This window comes from Microbacterium sp. PI-SA-G (genome assembly GCF_057215335.1).
The window spans coordinates 3,189,467-3,208,040 of sequence record NZ_CM170103.1 but is presented as its reverse complement, the minus strand read 5'-3'; the positions used below and the strand labels follow the sequence as shown (position 1 = coordinate 3,208,040).

Genomic DNA, 18,574 nt, shown 5'->3' with positions numbered 1-18,574 from the left:
ACCCCTCGGCTCGTCATGACGCCTGGCCCGTCATGACGCGGCGAGCATCCGTCTGACACGGCGCACGAGCGCCGCGGGGTCGTCGAAATCCCGCCGCGTCACGACGACCATGCGATACCCCAGTGCTTCGAGCTCGGAGCGTCGGATCTGATCACGGCTCCATTGATGCGGATCCCGGTGGTGATCTCCGTCGTACTCGATGATCAGCCGCGCCTCGGTGTAGAGCATGTCGACGCGCGCCACGAGCCGGCGACCGTCGCGGATCTCGACATTGCACCTCGGATGCGGCAGCCCCGCCTCGATCAGGATGAGGCGCACCATGGATTCCCGGGGAGACTCCGCACGACCGTCTGCCAGTTCGAGCGCGCGCTGTCGGATCGTCGTCCCGCGTCCTCCGGCGAATCGTTGATGGTGGTCCGCGAGTTCCTCGATCGAGACGAGCGGACGCCGCACACTGATCAGCGCATCGGTCAGGGCCAGGAAGCGCGGAAGGCGCAGTTCGCGCGAGACGTCGACCCACGTCCGCGCGGGAGACAGCATCGGGATCCCCCGGCGGTGGACCACATCGCCGCCCTGCAGTACGAGGCGATGCCCGAGCACACCTGCACGACGGATGCGTGTCTCCTCGGCAGGCACGCCGATCCGCGGTCGCGCCCAGGCATCCTCCTCATCCGCCGCAGAGAGCGGCAGCCCCCACAGGCGAGCCGCCGTCGTGCCGCACACGAAAGCGTGCGGCGGAAGCGCCGCCAGGAGCACGGACACGACCTCCGCCTCGATGAGCCGCCTGCGCGCTCGCGTTCCGTGGAACGGGCTGCTGAGATCCTTGGCTCGCAGACGTCGCGGGGTGACCCCCTGCGCACGTGCGGCGGCGACGGTGAAGCCGACCGGCGTTCCCCGTGGAAGTGGTGATGGATGCATCCGCTGATCCTGCTCGCATCACCCTCACCACCCGCGCCCCAGCCTCACGCCCTGTGCACAGTCCTCCGCCCCGCGCCGTCCGTGGAGGGCGCTCGGCGCGGGGAGTGAGGGGTCAGAGAACGCCGCCCCCCAGCCTCGGGAAGCGGCGTTCAGTGACTTCTCAGCGCGACGGGCCCGTGACTTCTCAGCGCGACGGGCCCGTGCAGATCAGCCGATGCGGATGAGCTTCTTGTTCACGAACTCGTCAGCCGCCAGGTGTCCGAGCTCGCGGGCGGTACCGCTGCGCTTGATGCCGCCGAACGGCAGCTCCGGGCTGTCGGCGAGCACCAGGTTGACGTAGACCATGCCCGCCTCGATCCGGTCGGCCACGCGCTCGGCCTGCTCGGCGTCGGTCGTGAAGACGTACGAGCCGAGGCCGAAGGTCGTGTCGTTCGCCAGCGCCACCGCGGCATCCTCGTCGGCTGCGCGGTAGACGACGGCCGCCGGGCCGAAGAGCTCCTCGTGGTAGACGTTCATCGCGGGCGTGACGTCGGCGAGCACCGTGGGAGCGAAGAACGCCCCGTCGCGCGTGCCACCGGTCAGCAGCGTGGCGCCCTGCTCGACGGCCTGGTCGATCTGCTTCTGCAGGTTCTCGGCCGCGGCCTCGGACGAGACCGGCCCGAGCACCGTGTCGTCGAGCGTGGGGTCGCTCGCCTCGACCGCCGCCATCTCGGCAACGAACTTCTCGACGAAGGCGTCGTACAGCTCGTCGACGATGATGAAGCGCTTGGCGCCGTTGCACGCCTGACCGTTGTTGTCCAGACGCGCGTCGACGCCGGCCTTCACGGTCGCGTCGAGATCGTCGGTCGACAGCACGATGAACGGGTCGGATCCGCCGAGCTCCAGCGCGACCTTCTTCAGGTGGCGTCCGGCGACTTCGGCCACCGCGGCACCGGCGCGCTCCGAACCGGTGAGCGAGACACCCTGCACCCGCGGGTCGGCGATCATCTTCGCGATCTGATCGTTCGTCGCCAGCACGTTCTGATACGCCCCGGGCGGGAATCCGGCCTCGTCGTAGATCGCGGCGATCGCGGTCGACGACTCCGGGCACTGCGGCGCCGGCTTCAGCAGGATCGTGTTGCCGACGATCAGGTTCGGCGCCGCGAAGCGCACGATCTGGTACGCCGGGAAGTTCCACGGCATGATGCCCACGAGCGGCCCCAGCGACGAGCGGCGGATGATCGCCGAGCCGTCGCCGAGGATGTCGATCGGCTGGTCGGCCATGATCGACTCAGCCTGGTCGGCGTAGTACTCGGCGATGTCGGCGGCGAAGTCGACCTCTCCGAGCGCCGCCTCGCGCGGCTTGCCCATCTCGCGCACGAAGATGTCGGCGAGCGCCTCGCGGTGTTCGCGGTGCAGCTCCGCCGCGCGACGCACGAGGGCGGCGCGCTCGGCCACGGTCGACGAGCGCGACCAGTCGCGGTGCGCGTGGGCGGCGGCCTCGACGGCCTCCTCGATCTGCGCGTCGGTGAAGGTGTCGAAGGACTGCAGCGTCTCTCCGGTGGCGGGGTTGGTGACGGCGTAGTCGGTCATGACGTGTCCTCTCGGGTCGGTGGCGATGCCGCGGTCAGGAGACCGGGATCAGCGTGTACTTGGTGGACAGGTACTCGTGGATGCCCTCGAAGCCGCCCTCGCGGCCGACGCCGGACTGCTTGACGCCGCCGAACGGAGCCGCGGCGTTCGAGACGACGCCCACATTGAGTCCCATCATGCCGGTCTCGAGCGCGTCGATCATGCGCTGCCCGCGCTGCAGGCTCTCGGTGAAGACGTACGAGACGAGTCCGTACTCGGTGTCGTTGGCCAGGCGCACGGCTTCGTCTTCGGACTCGAACGTGGCGATGGCGAGCACCGGTCCGAAGATCTCCTCGCGGAGGATCGCGGAGCCTGCGACGACGTCGGTCAGCACGGTGGGCTGGTAGAACGATCCGGTGCCCTCGACGGCCTCGCCGCCGGTGAGCAGCGTCGCGCCCCGCTCGACGGCGTCGCCGACGAGCTCCTCGGCCTTCGCCACGGCATCCGCGTCGATGAGCGGTCCGATCGCGACGCCCTCCTCGGTGCCCCGGCCGATCTTCATCTCGTTCACGCGCTCGGTCACGCGACGGGCGAACTCGCCCGCGACGTCCTTGTGCACGATGAAGCGGTTCGCCGCGGTGCAGGCCTGCCCGATGTTGCGGAACTTCGCCGCGAGCGCGCCGTCCACGGCCTTGTCGAGGTCAGCGTCGTCGAACACCACGAACGGGGCGTTGCCGCCGAGCTCCATCGACACCCGCAGCACGCCCTCGGCGGCCTGGGCGATGAGCTTGCGGCCGACCTCGGTCGATCCGGTGAACGACAGCTTGCGCAGACGCGGATCGGCGATGATCGGGGCCGACAGCGCACTCGACTTCGACGTCTGCACGACGTTGACGACACCGGCGGGGAGTCCGGCCTGCTCGAGCAGCGTGACGAAGAACATCGTGGTGAGCGGCGTCAGAGCCGGGGGCTTGATCACGACCGTGCAGCCGGCGGCGAGCGCGGGCGCGATCTTGCGCGTGGCCATCGCGAACGGGAAGTTCCACGGCGTGACGAAGAACGACGGACCGACGGGGCGCTGCGACACGACCATGTGGCCCGTGCCTTCGGGGTTGAGCCCGTAGCGACCGTTGATGCGCACGGCCTCCTCGCTGAACCAGCGCAGGAACTCGCCGCCGTAGCCGACCTCTCCGCGGGCCTCGGCGACGGGCTTGCCCATCTCGAGCGTCATCAGCAGCGCGAGGTCCTCCTTGCGCTCCTGCACCAGGTCGAAGGCGCGGCGCAGGATGTCGCTGCGGGTGCGCGGGGCAGTGGCCGCCCAGGAGTCCTGCGCAGCGACGGCGGCATCGAGCGCGCGCATGCCGTCGGCGGGGGTGGCGTCGGCGATCGTGCGGATCACGGCGCCCGTCGCGGGGTCCTGCACGTCGAAGGTGCCGCCGGTCTCGGCATCGGTCCATTCCCCGCCGATGAAGAGTCCGGTGGGGATGCTGTCGAGAAGCGCCTGCTCGGCGGGGGCGATCTGAGTGCTCATGGATTCTCTTTCTGTGGGAGGGAAGGTCAGCGGCGGCGGCGGATGCTCGGCGGGGCATCCATGGCGAGGGTCTCGCCGCGGAAGAACGCCGGGCGTCGCACCGACTGCCAGATCATGATGGCGATGCCGACGACGATGATGCCGACACCGAGGACGAAGACGAGTCCGACTCCGCCGATGTTCGATCCGCTGCCGTACGCGGGGTCCATCGAGTCGATCAGCGTCGTGACGAACAGCACGGCGAGGATCAGGCCGCCGACCAGCGGGAACAGGAACGTGAAGAAGAAGCTGCGCGCCGAGTCGAACCACTGCTTGCGGAAGTACCAGACGCACGCGAAGGCGGTGAGGCCGTAGTAGAAGCAGATCATCATGCCCAGCGACAGGATGGTGTCGGTCAGCACGTTCTCGCTCACGAGCCGCATGACGGCGTAGAACACCGAGGCGACGATCGCCGAGATCACGGTCGCGAAGCCGGGGGTGAAGAACCGGGGGCTGACCTCGGCGAACTTGGGCGGGAGGGCGCCGTAGTGCCCCATCGCCAGCAGTGTGCGCGCGGGTCCGACGGCCGTGGACTGCAGCGACGCGGCGGAGCTGGAGAGCACCGCGAGCGACACCAGGAACGCGAGCGGCCCGAGAACCGGATCCGACAGCGCGAAGAACACGTTGGCGGAGATGTCCTCGTTCGCGAGCCCGAGCGATCCGGTGCCGACGCCGGCGAACATGATGAGTCCGATCGACAGCAGCAGGTAGAGGCTGACCACGACGACGACGGTGACCATCGCCGCACGGCCCGGTGTCTTGGTCGGATCCTTGGTCTCCTCGTTCATGGTGAGGACGACGTCCCAGCCCCAGAAGATGAAGATCGACAGCGAGAGTCCGGCCGCGAAGGCGCTGAAGGTCGGCACCTCGAACGGGTTGAACCACGACCACGAGAACGCGGTGGGCTCGGGCGCATCGCCGGAGACCGCCTTGACGATGGCGACGATGGCGAACGCGACGAGGACCACGAGCTGGAAGCTGACCAGCACGTACTGGAACTTCTGCGTGGTCTGCATGTCGCGGTACGACACCAGGGTCGCGCCCAGCATGAACAGCAGACAGACGACCACGTTGATGATCGGGTTGAACGCCAGATCCGCGATCGCGGCGTTGCCGCTGAGCTGTGCGATCAGCAGGAACAGGAACTCGACCGCGATGCCGGCGAGGTTGGAGAGCACGATGACGGTGGCGGCGATGAGCCCCCATCCCGTCATCCATCCGATCCACGGGCCGAAGGCGCGCACGCCCCACGTGAAGGAGGTGCCCGAGTCGGGCATCTCGCGATTCAGCTCGCGGTAGCCGAACGCGGTCAGCAGCATCGGGATGAACCCGACGAGGATGATGGCGGGGACCTGGGTGCCCGCGACGGCCACGGTCGGGCCCAGCGAGGCGGTGAGCGTGTACGCCGGGGCGATCGTCGAGACGCCGATCACGACGGCACCGACCACACCCACGGCTCCCGCGCGCAGCCCCTTCTGCGAGAGACCCGTGGTCACTGCTGCGGGCTCCGTCGCCCGGTTGGTGCTGCTCATCAGCGGTCTCCTGCTTCGGCGCGGGTGCGCGGGACGACGATCATGGGGACGGGCAGCTCGTGCAGCATCTTGGCCGCCGTGGAGCCCAGGAACAGGCGGCGCGGCTGCGCGAGCCTGCTGGATCCGACGAGGATGACCTCGCCGGGGAGCCAGGAGAGGTGCGAGACGGCGTCCTCGACGCTGTCGCCCGGGGCCTCCTCGACCGCGGCGCCGAGGTCGCCCGGAAGCAGCTGCTGCGCGACCGCCAGCACATCGTTCGCGTGCTCCTGCCCGACCGTGCGGATCGCGCCGGTGTCGAGACCGGGTGGCACGTCGAAGGGCACGAGCGAGACGAGCCGCAGTCCGACACCGGCCGATGCCGCGACCGACGCGGCTTCGTCGAGCAGGTTCTCGGCACCGGGGCGGGTGCCCACGGCGACCGTGACCCGTGGGATGACGTGGTCGTCCTGCTCGGCCGTGCCCAGGGGCGCGAGTGCGACCGGGATCGTCGAGGAGTGCAGCAGCTCCGACGCGACGCTGCCGAGCCGGTGGCGTCCGAAGATACCTCCGCCGGCCGCGCCGACGACGATCAGTCGGGCACCGAACTCCTCGCCGGCAGCGATCAGCCCCTCGGCGAACGACTCGGCGAAGCGCACGTGCCCGCTGCGGGTGAGCTCCTGCGGCATCCGCACGAGTGCGGCTTCGAGCCACTTCCTGCCCTGGCGGCGGATGTGCTCCTCGTAGGCGCGCTCGGGCGGTACCGCGGCGCTGCGCGTGCCCTCCGAAGGGAGCACGATGACCAGGTGCACCACGGCGTCGAGGCTGCGCGCGAGGCGCGCCCCGAGTGCGGCCGCATCGGCTCCCGAGTCCGTCGCCGTGTAGCCGACGACGATCGAGCCGGTCATCCCCGGCTCTCCACGGTCTCGCCGGCGGTGCGACTCGACTCCACGATCTGCGAGGCGACCAGGTGACCCATGCGGATCGCGCCGTCGACGTGCTGGTATCCGGCACCCGCGATGTCGCTGCAGGCGAAGTGGATCGGGCCGACGGCTGTGCGCAGGTCAGCGCCGTAGCGGTGCAGGCCGCCCATGTCGAAGCTCGCCGCGTACGCGCCACGGGTCCACTCCTCGCTGCCCCAGTCGCTCTCGTAGTAGACGACCGGGTTCTTCGCCTCGGGGCCGTAGTAGTGCGCGAGCGACTCGAGGATGCGCTCCTTGCGCTCCTCGGCCGAGAGCTCGAACACGCCGTCGGCGTTCTTGTCCGAGACGAAGCCCACCAGGGTGCCCCGCTCCTCGCCGTGGTTGCTGTTGTCGTAGGCCTCGTGCACGATCTCGTACGGGCTGAACGCCGTGCCGCTCTGCCCCTGCTCACGCCAGAACGGACGCTCGTAGACGGCGTGCACCTTGACCACGAAGCCCATCGAGAGGTGCTGGTGCAGCTGGTGCTGTCGGCGCGGCAGCGGCGGCACGAACGAGATGCGGTCGTACAGCACCGGCGCGTGCGCGAGGATCGCGAAGCGGGCGCTGACGGTGAGATCGTCGGTGGTCGCGGTGACGCCGTTCGCGCCCCACTCGAGCGAGCGCACCGGCTGGTTCAGCAGCACATCGTCATCGAGACGCTCGGCGAGCAGCTGCGGAACCTGCTGCAGACCGCCGACCACGCGCTTGTCGAGGATGAAGTCGGCGTCGACCAGGTGCGAGTACGAGCCGGCGGATGCCGCCATCAGCAGTGACTGCAGGAGTGAGAAGGAGTGCGTGGGCTTCGTGAGCATCGCCGAACCGGTGGCGAAGGCGAGGTTGAGCACGGCCTCGTCGTCGTCGGTCTGCGCCCGCAGCCAGGCATCCCACGTGACCGTGTCCCACTCCTCGGCCTTCGGGTGGGCCCACGGGCGATCGGGGTCGATCTCGGCGACCATCGCGTCGAGGCGCTCGGTGATCTCGGCGATCGTCTGCTCGGTCGCAGCCGACACCGGGAACATCTCTCCCGTGAAGCGCGAGGCGGTGCCGTCGGGTCCGACGTAGACGCTCTCGCCCTCGCGGTACCGGCTGAAGGTCTCGAGGCCCAGCTCGTCGATCGTGTCGATCAGGGCATCCTGATCGGGCGAGACCCACTGGCCGCCGATCTCGAGCATGGCGCCCTCGATGACGTCGGTCCACAGACGCCCGCCGACGCGGTCGCGCGCCTCGAGGACGGCGACCGAGAGGCCGGCCTTGCGCAGGTCGTTCGCCGCTGTGAGTCCTGCGGCGCCGGCGCCGACGATGAGCACGTCCCGGGTGATCTCAGCCATGTGCTTCTCCTTCGTTGAAAAGAATGTGCCGGTCGCGACCCGCAATCCCCCGATCAGGGTCGCGACCGGACGTGTGGGGGTGCGACTACTTCGTGGCGGCGAGCGCGGCCGCGACGACGTCGAGGCCTTCGTTCAGCAGCTCGTCGCCGATCGCGAGCGGCGGGAGGAAGCGGATGACGTTGCCGTAGGTTCCGCAGGTGAGCACGATGACGCCCTGGGCGATGCACGCTTTCGCGACCGCAGCGGTGAGCGCGGCATCCGGCGCCTTCGTCTCGGGGTCGACGAACTCGGCCGCGATCATCGCGCCGTGTCCGCGGATGTCGCCCACGCGGGCGTCGTCCGCCTGGATGGCGGACAGGCGCTGGGTGAGGATCGCACCGATCTCACGGGCACGCTCGATCACGCCGTCGTTCTCGAAGACGTCGATCGCGGCGAGGGCTGCGGCGCAGGCGATCGGGTTGCCGCCGTAGGTGCCGCCGAGGCCTCCGGCGTGCGAGGCGTCCATGATCTCGGCACGGCCGGTGACCGCGGCCAGCGGAAGTCCGCCGGCGATGCCCTTGGCCGTGGTGATCAGGTCGGGCTCGATGCCGAAGATCTCGCTGGCGAACATGTGCCCGGTGCGGGCGAATCCGGTCTGCACCTCGTCGGCGATGAAGACCACGCCGTTGGCGCGGCACCACTCGAGGATCGCGGGCAGGAAGCCGTCGGCCGGGACGATGAACCCGCCCTCGCCCTGGATGGGCTCGATGATGACGGCGGCGAGGTTGTCGGCGCCGATCTGCTTCTCGAGCTGCAGGATGACCCGGGCGGCAGCCTCGTTGCCGTCGAGTCCGTCGCGGAACGGGTACGACATCGGCGCGCGGTAGACCTCGGGCGCGAAGGGACCGAAGCCGCTCTTGTAGGGCATCGACTTGGCGGTAAGCGCCATGGTCAGGTTCGTGCGGCCGTGGTAGCCGTGGTCGAACGCGACGACCGCCTGACGGCCGGTGTGCTTGCGGGCGATCTTGACCGCGTTCTCGACGGCCTCGGCGCCGGAGTTGAACAGCGCGCTCTTCTTGGCGAAGTCGCCGGGCGTGATGCGGTTGAGCGCCTCGGCCACCTCGATGTACGACTCGTACGGCGAGATCATGAAGCAGGTGTGGGTGAACTGCGCGGCCTGCGCGGCGACGGCGGCGGCGATCTTCGGGTGCGCGTTGCCCACCGTGGTCACGGCGATGCCGGAGCCGAGGTCGATCAGCGAGTTGCCGTCGGCGTCGACGACCACTCCGCCACCGGCGGCCACGGTCGCGACCGGAACGGTGTGCCCGACACCGGCGGCGACGGCATCCGCCTTGCGCGCGAGGATCTCGGCCGAGCGCGGGCCCGGGAGCTCGGTGACGAGGCGTCGCTCCTGGGGGAGCTCGGGTCCGCCGAGGGGAACTGCTGCGGTTGCGGTGTCGAGGAGTGCCATGGTCGTGAGCGTACGGGCGCGGATCCGTCAGGCGCATTCGCCGGCCTGTACAATCTGGATCACACTTCTGCCGCTGCGTACATCGCGCGCGTGGCGGTGGCCCCGGGGCGGCGGTACGGAAGGAGCACGATGGATCAGCCCACACTGCGCGCGCTGCTCGCGCGGCGCGACCTGGGCCTGCGCCTGGTCTCCCCCGCCGACGCGCTGGCAGAAGGCGCGCTCGACCGCCCGTTGCGCTGGGTGCACAGCTCCGACCTCGCCGATCCCACCCCCTTCCTCGCCGAGGATCTCGTGCTGCTGACCACCGGCACGCAGTTCGATGATCCGGATGCCGCCGACACCTACGTCGGCCGGCTGATCGACCGCGGCGTGGTCGGCCTCGGCTTCGGCACGGACGTCTACCGCGCCGGCATCCCCGACGAGGTGCTGGCGGCGTGCGCGGCCCGCGGCCTGCCGCTGTTCGCGGTGCCATATCGCACACCGTTCATCGCCGTGGCCCGTGCGCACTCCGAAGCCATCGCGGCGCAGGCGTACGCGCGCCGGTCGTGGGCGCTCGACACGCAGCGGGCACTCGCCCTCGCCGCGCTGCGCCCGCACGGACTCGACGCGACGCTCGCCGAGCTCGCGCGCCGACTCGGAGTGTGGGCGGCGATGTTCGACGCCGCCGGATCGCAGCTGGCGGCACACCCGCGCGATGCGATCGATGCGTCCGTGCGTGATCATCTCGGCGACCGCGTGACGGAGATCCTGGCGCGCGGACTCGAGGCGGGGCAGTCGCTCACGATCGACGACGCCACCTTCATGCTCTTCACGATCGGCCGCGGCGGTCACCTGCGCGGGGTGATCGCGCTGGCCACCGACTCCCTCGATCAGGAGGCGCGTTCGGTCGTGACCTCGGTGATCGCGATGTCGGGGCTCGCGATGGAGCAGAGCGAGCAGCTGGGCCGCAGTCGCCGACGCCTGCACGCTCAGCTGCTGGGCTCACTGCTCGCCGATGACCCGACGCTCGCACGGCGGGTGCTCGGCGGGCTCCCCCCGGCGCCGGTCGTCGTGGCGGTCGCGGCGGATGCTCCGGCCGGAGCGCTCACGGAATGGTGGGAGCGCCGACGGACCGACCACGGAACCGCCTCCTTCCTCGCGGAGTCAGAGGACGGGGTCGCGATCTGCGTGTCCGCGTCGGACGAGTCGTTGCTCGACGACGTCGCGGCGCGATTCGGCATCCGCCTGGGGGTGTCGGAGCCGGAGGAGTACGACGCGTTCTCGCGCGCTCACGCTCAGGCGCTCGCGGCTCTGCGACAGAATGCCGCCGTCCGCGCCGAACGCTACGCCGACACGGTGGGCTCCAGCATCCTCAGCGCCCTGGCGACCGACGAGGCGCGCCTGGTCGCCGAGTCGCGCCTGGCCCCGCTGCGCGCGCACGATGCCGGCACCGCCGCCGATCTCGAGCGGTCGCTGCGGGTCTGGCTCGAGCATGACGCCCGAGCCGAGCCCGCTGCCGCCGTGCTGGGCGTGCACCGGCACACTCTCCGCGCGCGCATCGCCACGGCCGGGAGCCTGCTCGGGATCGACCTGTCGTCGTTCCCCGCCCGCGCCGAGCTCTGGGCCCTGCTGCAGACCGCCCGCGACTGACGCCGCGCCCGCTCCCGTCCCCTCGCGCGCCCGCGTTCCTTTGCCGCCGAGTGCACGGCATCCTGCCCAGTGCACGGCTTGTGGACGCGAGTTCCCCGTGCACTCGGCGGCATCCGGTGCACTCGGCGCCGGGAGAAGGATGGATGCGGATGCCGGGGCCGGATGCGGGATGCCGGGGCTCACGCCGGCGCGTGCGCCTCGAGGAACTCGTACACGTCGGTGGTGTCGACGCCGGGGAACGCACCGGTCGGCAGCGTCGCCAGCAGCGTGCGGGGCGTCTTCACGTTCGGCCAGGAGTGCTCGCGCCAGCGCTCCTCGAGGTCGGCCGGCGCCCGGCGGCAGCACACCTCGACCGAGTGCTTCGAGACACCACGATGAGAGGTGTCGCGCCCGACGAACCACTTCGTGTCGTCGAACCGCACCCCGACGCTCACCGAGTGCAGCCCTTCGCTCGACGCCTCGACGCGGGCGGTGCACCAGTACGTGCCGTTGCCCGTGTCGGTGTACTGGTAGTACGGGTTGAACCGGTCGTCCTCGTCGAACACGACGCGGCTGGTCCACTTGCGGCAGCACATCTGCCCCTCGATGGCCCCGAGCCGATCGGCGGGGAAGTTCACGTCGTCATTCTCGTAGGCCTTCGTGATGGTGCCCGACTCGTGCACCTTGAGGAAGTGCACCGGGATGTCGAGGTGCCGCGTCGCGAGATTGGTAAAGCGGTGCGCCGCCGTCTCGTACGACACCGAGTACGTGTCGCGCAGATCCTCGATCGAGATCGAGCGCCGCCCCTTCGCAGCGATCAGCGCGGGGACGACATGCGCCTCGGGGATCAGCAGCGCGCCGGTGAGGTAGTTCGTCTCGACGCGCTGGCGCAGGAACTCGGCGTAGCTGCGCGGCTCGGCGTGCCCCAGCATCCGGCTCGACAGCGCCTGCAGCACCGCGGTTCGGGCATCGCCCTTCGCCGGCACGCGGCTCGAGAGGTAGAGCCGTCCGTGCGCGAGGTCGGCGACGCTGCGGGTGCTCTGCGGCAGATCCGGGGCATAGTGCAGGGTGAAGCCGAGGTACGCGGCGATCTCCGACGCCGTGCGCTGCGTGAGGGGCCCGCCCGGGTGCCCGACCGCCGCGAGGATTTCGGCGGCCTTCGCCTCGAGATCCGGGAAGTGGTTGTCCTGCCGGCGCATCAGATGCCGCAGCTCGACGTTGGCGCGACGTGCCTCCTCCGGGGTCGCGGCGCGCTCGTCCCTGAGCCGGTCGATCTCGCCGTGGAGGGCGAGTAGCGCCTTCAGGGCATCGGTGGGCACGCTCTTCGCGATGCGGAACGGCTCGATCCCCAGCGCCTGGAACGTCTGCCCCTTCATCGCGCGTTCGAGCGCGATCTCGACCGCACTGCGCTCGTCGAGCGGCTCGCCCTGTAAGAGCGCGTCAATCGTCACGCCGAGCGTGCGCGCGATCGCCTGCAGCAGGGTGAGCTTCGGCTCGCGCTTGCCGGTCTCGATCATCGAGAGCTGGCTCGGCGCGCGATCGACGGCGGTGGCGAGTTCGTCGAGCGTCAACCCCTGCGCGGTGCGGAGCTGGCGGATGCGTCGCCCGATCGTGAGGGAGTCGGCGTCTTCTGCAGCCTCGATGGTGCTCATGCGGCCGATTCTGTCACGAAAACAGAATTTCAGGAGAACTTCTCCGCCGGATCGATCGTGAGACCTCCCGAACTTCACCCACAGTGGAACCACGCCACACCGGCACAGACGCCGGATCGATCGAGGAGACACCATGACGCACACCGCTCACCCCCAGCCCCGTCCCGCCGGACTGCGCGCCGGCGACCAGGTGCAGACCGCGGCCGAGCTGCAGGAGATCTGGGACACCGACCCGCGCTGGGACGGCGTCGAGCGCACCTTCACCGCTGACGACGTCATCCGCATCCGCGGGTCGGTCCGCGAGGAGTCGACGCTCGCACACCGCGGCGCCGAGAACCTCTGGAACCTCCTGCACACCGAGGACTACGTGCGAGCGCTCGGCGCCTACACCGGCGGCCAGGCCGTGCAGCAGGTGCGGGCCGGCCTCAAGGCCATCTACCTCTCGGGCTGGCAGGTCGCCGCCGACGGAAACCTCGCCGGTCAGACCTACCCCGACCAGTCGCTGTACCCCGCGAACTCGGTTCCGGCCGTCGTGCGCCGCATCAACAACGCCCTGATCCGTCAGGACCAGCTCGAGCACGCGGAAGCGCTGGCCGGCGAGGGCGAGATCACTCAGGACTGGCTCGCGCCGATCGTCGCCGACGCCGAGGCCGGTTTCGGCGGGCCGCTGAACGCCTACGAGCTCGCGCAGTCGCTGATCCAGGCCGGTGCCGCTGCGATCCACTGGGAGGACCAACTGGCCAGCGAGAAGAAGTGCGGCCACCTGGGCGGCAAGGTGCTGGTGCCCACGCAGCAGCACATCCGCACGCTGAACGCCGCCCGTCTCGCCGCGGACGTCGCCGGCGTGCCGACGGTGATCATCGCGCGCACAGATGCCCTCGCCGCCGACCTGCTCACCAGCGACGTCGACGAGCGCGACCAGGCGTTCACCACCGGCGAGCGCACCACGGAGGGCTTCTACCGCATCCGCCCGGGGATCGACTCGGTGATCAGCCGCGGCCTCGCCTTCGCCCCGTACGCCGACCTGCTGTGGGTCGAGACCGGCGAGCCCGACATCGCGCTGGCCCGGGACTTCGCCGCGGCGATCCACGCGGAGTTCCCCGGCAAGCTGCTCGCGTACAACTGCTCGCCCAGCTTCAACTGGAAGCGCCACCTGTCGGATGCCGAGATCGCGACGTTCCAGCAGGAGCTGGCCGACCTGGGCTACAAGTTCCAGTTCATCACGCTGGCCGGGTTCCACGCCCTGAACCACTCCATGTTCGACCTCGCCCGCGGCTACGCCGAACGCGCCATGAGCGCCTACGTCGAGCTGCAGGAAGCCGAGTTCGCCGACGAGGCGAACGGCTACACCGCCACGAAGCACCAGCGCGAGGCGGGCACCGGCTACTTCGACGTCATCTCCACCGCGCTCAACCCCGACAGCGCGACCCTGGCCCTGGCCGGCTCCACCGAGCGCGCGCAGTTCCACTGACCCCCGCGGCGCCCGACACGCACACGCACACGACTTGCAAAGGATGCATCATGACCATCACCGCTCCGATCCAGACCACACACCGGGGGCCGGCGATCGAGATCACCGGCGCCGCGCGCGACCGCTACGACGAGATCCTCACGCCGGATGCCGTGGCCTTCCTCACCGAGCTGCATCACCGTTTCGCGGCTCGCCGTCACGACCGCCTGGCCGACCGCATGCGCCGCCGTTTCGAGATCGGCAACGGACACGACCCTCGCTTCCGTGACGACACCGCCCACATCCGCAACGACGCCGACTGGCGCGTGGCCGGCGCCGGCCCGGGACTCGAGGACCGCCGCGTCGAGATCACCGGCCCGACCGACCCGAAGATGACCATCAACGCGCTCAACTCCGGTGCGCGCGTGTGGCTCGCCGACCAGGAGGATGCCACGAGCCCCACCTGGAAGAACGTGATCGAGGGGCAGCTGTCCCTGCGCGACGCGATCCGCGGCACCCTCGTCCACACCAACGCCGAGGGTCGGGAGTACCGCGTCACCGCCGAACGCACCCCCACGATCGTGATGCGCCCGCGCGGATGGCACCTGCCCGAGAAGCACATCGAGTTCATCGATCGCGCAGGGCGGCGCACCGCGGCATCCGGCTCGCTCGTCGACTTCGGGCTGTACTTCCTGCACAACGCGCAGGCGCTGATCGACGCCGGTCGCGGTCCGTACTTCTACATCGCCAAGATCGAGTCCAGCGACGAGGCCAAGCTCTGGGACGACGTGTTCTCGTTCAGCGAGGAGTACATCGGCATCCCGCACGGCACGATCCGCGCGACCGTCCTGATCGAGACGCTTCCCGCAGCGTTCGAGATGGACGAGATCCTGTACGAGCTGCGCGACCACTGCGCCGGACTCAACGCCGGACGCTGGGACTACATCTTCTCGATCATCAAGAACTACCGCGGCCGCGGTGCACGCTTCGTTCTCCCCGACCGCAGCGAGGTCACCATGACGGTGCCGTTCATGCGGGCGTACACCGATCTGCTGGTGCAGACCTGCCACAAGCGGGGGGCCTTCGCGATCGGTGGCATGAGCGCGTTCATCCCCAACCGGCGCGACCCCGAGGTGACGGCGCGGGCGATCGAGAAGGTCACCGCCGACAAGAAGCGCGAGGCGGGCGACGGTTTCGACGGCACCTGGGTCGCGCACCCCGACCTCATCGCCACGGCGCAGGCCGAGTTCGACGCGGTGCTGGGCGACCGGCCGAACCAGATCGACCGACAGCGTGACGACGTGCACGTGCGCGCGTCGGATCTGCTCGACCTGCACATCGGTCGTCCGATCACGGCGCAGGGCGTGCGCGACAACGTGTCGGTGGCCATCCGCTACCTCGAGGCCTGGCTGCGGGGCCTGGGAGCGGTCGCGATCGACAATCTGATGGAGGATGCCGCGACAGCCGAGATCAGTCGCTCGCAGGTGTGGCAGTGGATCCATCAGGATCGGCACACGCAAGAGGGCACGGCGATCACCGCCGAGTACGTCGAGGGACTGATCGGCGAGGTGCTGGCCTCGGCGACGCGGAGCGCCGACGACCGTTTCGACGACGCGGCCGACATCTTCCGCGAGGTGTCGCTGCACGAGGAGTTCCCGGCGTTCCTGACGCTCGGCGCCTACGCGAAGCATCTCGTCGACGCCGACTGATCCTCCCCCGAGAGAACCCCCGGTCACCCGCTGCGCGGAGGTGGCCGGGGGTTCTGCCGTTCGCCACGCGTTCCCTGTGGAGAACTCCTCCGGGGGGCGCCGCGTCCCGCGTATCTTCGCGGAATGCCGAAGCTCTCTCCCCCGCAGCCCGCCTTGCCGCCTGCCACGCCGCCTGCCCCGCCGTCTGTTCCTGTCCCCCTGCCCGTCGGAACCGGCCCGCTGGTGCGCATGTGCACCTCGCTCGGCCTCAGCACGCTGACGATCATGGCGGCGCTGTGCCTGCTCGCCGTGTGGATCTTCCTTCCTGACGCGAGGTTCGGCCCGCCCACTCCGGCGACCTTGCTCGTCGACTTCTGGGACACGACGTCGTCGACGTGGTACCTGCCACCGGCCGCGGCGCTGATCCTGCTGCACCGACTCTCGAGTCGCACCCCGCTCGTCGCCCTGTCGCTCACGCTCGCCATGACGGCGTGCGTGCTCGTGTCGGCCTGCGGCCTGGTGCCGTACGCGCTCCGCGCGCTGTCCTCCCTGTCGACGTGACCCCGCGTGTGGCAATCCGCCCGCGCCCGGGAGCTGAGACAGACGTACCCTGGAGACATGACCGACGTCTGGAACGGCATCGCCGACGAGTTCCTGCACCTCTACCCCCGGGGCAACCGCCTGCTCGCGGTGACGGGCGCGGATGCCGAGCGCTCGCGCCGCACGGCAGATGACCTCGCGGCGGCGCTGACCGCGGCCGATCAGAACGTGAAGCGCACGCACACCGACGACGGCGATGCCACGGCGCTCCGCGCAGACGTCATCGCCCCGTTCCGCGAGGCGCCGCAGGACGGACGCGTGCTGATCGTCTCCGGCCCCGCGGCTCTGATGGCCGAGAACGCCCGGGGGCTCTGGAACTTCACGCTCTGGCAGATGATCGGTGACGAGCCGCCGCACAGCGTGGCATCCGCCCTCGTCGACGTGACCGACCCGGACGCCCCGTTCCGCCGGTTCGCCGACTACTGCGCCCTGCCGTCGTCCTTCGGCGCCTGATCCTGGCGCGCCCCGCTTTCGGCGACTAGGAGAACGCGGCTGCCACGGAGTTGCGGTGGTAGTCGAACACGATGCTGGTGCGGGTCGAGGCGACGCTGCTCTGCGCCGACAGATGCTCGAGCACGAACTCGCGCATCTCCGACGAGTCGGCCACGGCGATATGCAGCAGGAAGTCGTCTTCGCCGCCGAGGAAGAACACCTGGATCACCTGCGGCAGGGCACGCACGCGATCGGCGAACGCGACGATGCTCTCGCGCCGTGCGCTCGGCCGCAGACTCACGCCGATGATCGCCTGGAGTCCGGCGCCCAGCATCCGCTCATCCACGCTGGCGTGGAAGCCGGTGATGACGCCGCGATCGATCAGCGCGCGCAGGCGTGCGTGCGCTGTCGACGGGGCGACGCCGAGCGTGCCCGCGAGCTCAGCGTTTGTCATGCGCCCGTCGACGCTGAGGAGCCGCACAATCTCGGCGTCGATCGCGTCGAGCGCCGGCGCCCGAAGAGTCTTCGGCGTCTCCACCGGATCTGACTGGTCCATGCGAAGCATTATTCACGATTCGCGAGTCTGCCGAAGCTTTCGCAGATGATCTGTCGATCCGCTGTCGTTTCTGCGATTCTGTCCTCACGCACGCGACACCGTCCATACCCCGGACGCGACACCAGGAGGATCGATGAAGATCGGCGTACCCACCGAGGTCAAGAACAACGAGAGCCGGGTCGCCCTGACCCCGGCCGGAGCAGACCGGCTCGTGCACGAAGGTCACCGGGTGCTCGTGCAGTCCGGCGCCGGCCTCGGCTCGAGCCTCACCGACGACGCGTTCCGTGCCGTGGGCGCCGAGATCGTCGAGTCCGCAGCCGAGGTGTGGGGCGAGGCCGATCTGCTCATCAAGGTGAAGGAGCCGATCGCCGAGGAGTACGGCTTCCTGCGCCCCGATCTCACGCTCTTCACCTATCTGCACTTGGCCGCCGACCGCGCCCTCACCACCGCCCTGGTCGATGCCGGCACCACGGCCGTCGCGTATGAGACGGTGCAGCTTCCCGACCGCAGCCTGCCGCTGCTCGTGCCGATGAGCGAGATCGCCGGGCGCCTCTCGGTCACGATGGGCTCTTACGCGCTGCTGCGCTCCAACGGCGGGCGCGGCACCCTGCTCGGCGGCATCGCGGGCACCCCGCGCGCGAAGACCGTGGTCATCGGCGGCGGCGTCGCCGGCGAGCACGCCGCGGCCAACGCCCTGGGACTCGGGTCGCAGGTCACCGTGATCGACATCTCCCTGCCGCGCCTGCGCGAACTCGAGCACCGCTACGGCGGCGCGCTGCAGACGCGCGCGTCGAGCCGCTACGACATCGCCGAGGAGCTCGCCACCGCCGACCTCGTGATCGGCTCGGTACTGATCCCCGGCGCCGCCGCGCCCAAGCTCGTCACCGACGAGATGGTCGCGACGATGAAGCCGGGCTCGGTGCTCGTCGACATCGCGATCGACCAGGGCGGATGCTTCGAGGGCTCGCGCCCGACCACGCACGACGACCCGACCTTCGCGGTGCACGATTCGATCTACTACTGCGTGGCGAACATGCCGGGGGCCGTGCCCGAGACCGCGACCCGCGCACTCACCAACGCGACCCTCCCCTACGTCTCGGCGATCGCCGGCGCGGGTTGGGATCGCGCCGCATCCGAGAACCCCGAGCTCGCGAAGGGTCTGAACGTGCACGACGGCCGCATCGTGCTCGACGCCGTCGCGCGCGCCCACGGGCTGTGACCTGCGTCTGAGCCGCCGCCGTCGTGCGGCCGGGAGGGGTCGCGAATCGCCGCCTCCCGGCATCCGATACGGCGAGTCGCGA

At 70.0% G+C, this 18,574-nt stretch carries 15 protein-coding genes; 6 read left to right on the top strand and 9 right to left on the bottom strand.

The features are described 5' to 3' along the window. Positions 1–30 precede the first annotated feature (30 nt). The 7 genes from AC2D10_RS15815 to gabT all read right to left on the bottom strand — a co-directional run bounded on the left by AC2D10_RS15815 (position 31) and on the right by gabT (position 9,287). The gene (locus AC2D10_RS15815) at positions 31–918 is read right to left on the bottom strand and encodes an endonuclease domain-containing protein (RefSeq protein WP_484709030.1); all 888 of its coding nucleotides are present in this window, start codon (positions 916–918) and stop codon (positions 31–33) included. Positions 919–1,125: 207 nt separating this feature from the next. Next, positions 1,126–2,490, bottom strand: coding sequence for an NAD-dependent succinate-semialdehyde dehydrogenase (locus AC2D10_RS15810; protein ID WP_484709029.1), 1,365 nt, complete (start codon positions 2,488–2,490; stop codon positions 1,126–1,128). A 34-nt stretch (positions 2,491–2,524) separates the two neighbouring features. Next, on the bottom strand, positions 2,525–4,000 hold the full coding sequence (locus AC2D10_RS15805) for an NAD-dependent succinate-semialdehyde dehydrogenase (protein ID WP_484709026.1): 1,476 nt from the start codon (positions 3,998–4,000) through the stop codon (positions 2,525–2,527). A gap of 26 nt (positions 4,001–4,026) precedes the next feature. Next, a complete protein-coding gene (locus AC2D10_RS15800) occupies positions 4,027–5,571 on the bottom strand; it encodes an APC family permease (RefSeq protein WP_484709025.1) in 1,545 nt (514 codons plus the stop codon). Then, positions 5,571–6,455: a universal stress protein gene (locus AC2D10_RS15795; protein ID WP_484709024.1), complete on the bottom strand. Its 885-nt coding sequence runs from the start codon at positions 6,453–6,455 to the stop codon at positions 5,571–5,573. The genes AC2D10_RS15800 and AC2D10_RS15795 overlap by 1 nt, the downstream gene beginning before the upstream one ends. Then, entirely contained in the window at positions 6,452–7,837 is a 1,386-nt protein-coding gene (locus AC2D10_RS15790) for a flavin monoamine oxidase family protein (protein WP_484709022.1), read from the bottom strand. The genes AC2D10_RS15795 and AC2D10_RS15790 overlap by 4 nt, the downstream gene beginning before the upstream one ends. 85 nt (positions 7,838–7,922) lie before the next feature. Beyond that, on the bottom strand, positions 7,923–9,287 hold the full coding sequence (gene gabT / locus AC2D10_RS15785) for a 4-aminobutyrate--2-oxoglutarate transaminase (RefSeq protein ID WP_484709021.1): 1,365 nt from the start codon (positions 9,285–9,287) through the stop codon (positions 7,923–7,925). Positions 9,288–9,416: 129 nt separating this feature from the next. Between gabT and AC2D10_RS15780 the strand changes: the two genes are divergently transcribed. After that, entirely contained in the window at positions 9,417–10,916 is a 1,500-nt protein-coding gene (locus AC2D10_RS15780) for a PucR family transcriptional regulator (RefSeq protein ID WP_484709019.1), read from the top strand. A gap of 179 nt (positions 10,917–11,095) precedes the next feature. Here AC2D10_RS15780 and AC2D10_RS15775 read toward each other — a convergent pair whose 3' ends face one another. After that, entirely contained in the window at positions 11,096–12,547 is a 1,452-nt protein-coding gene (locus tag AC2D10_RS15775) for a helix-turn-helix domain-containing protein (RefSeq protein WP_484709017.1), read from the bottom strand. Positions 12,548–12,680: 133 nt separating this feature from the next. On the opposite strand from AC2D10_RS15775, the gene aceA reads away from it, so the two are divergent. The 4 genes from aceA to AC2D10_RS15755 all read left to right on the top strand — a co-directional run bounded on the left by aceA (position 12,681) and on the right by AC2D10_RS15755 (position 16,738). After that, positions 12,681–14,018: an isocitrate lyase gene (gene aceA, locus AC2D10_RS15770; RefSeq protein WP_484709016.1), complete on the top strand. Its 1,338-nt coding sequence runs from the start codon at positions 12,681–12,683 to the stop codon at positions 14,016–14,018. Positions 14,019–14,068: 50 nt separating this feature from the next. Next, positions 14,069–15,706, top strand: coding sequence for a malate synthase A (aceB, locus tag AC2D10_RS15765; RefSeq protein ID WP_484709015.1), 1,638 nt, complete (start codon positions 14,069–14,071; stop codon positions 15,704–15,706). A gap of 123 nt (positions 15,707–15,829) precedes the next feature. Then, on the top strand, positions 15,830–16,246 hold the full coding sequence (locus AC2D10_RS15760; RefSeq protein ID WP_484709013.1) for a hypothetical protein: 417 nt from the start codon (positions 15,830–15,832) through the stop codon (positions 16,244–16,246). A 57-nt stretch (positions 16,247–16,303) separates the two neighbouring features. Continuing rightward, positions 16,304–16,738 carry a hypothetical protein gene (locus AC2D10_RS15755; protein ID WP_484709011.1) on the top strand — a complete coding sequence of 145 codons (435 nt, stop codon included), beginning with the start codon at positions 16,304–16,306 and terminating at the stop codon, positions 16,736–16,738. Positions 16,739–16,763: 25 nt separating this feature from the next. Here AC2D10_RS15755 and AC2D10_RS15750 read toward each other — a convergent pair whose 3' ends face one another. Continuing rightward, the gene (locus AC2D10_RS15750; RefSeq protein ID WP_484709010.1) at positions 16,764–17,273 is read right to left on the bottom strand and encodes an Lrp/AsnC family transcriptional regulator; all 510 of its coding nucleotides are present in this window, start codon (positions 17,271–17,273) and stop codon (positions 16,764–16,766) included. 133 nt (positions 17,274–17,406) lie between these two features. Here AC2D10_RS15750 and ald point away from each other — a divergent pair, with 133 nt between their 5' ends. Beyond that, a complete protein-coding gene (gene ald, locus AC2D10_RS15745; protein ID WP_484709009.1) occupies positions 17,407–18,492 on the top strand; it encodes an alanine dehydrogenase in 1,086 nt (361 codons plus the stop codon). Positions 18,493–18,574: the final 82 nt, after the last annotated feature.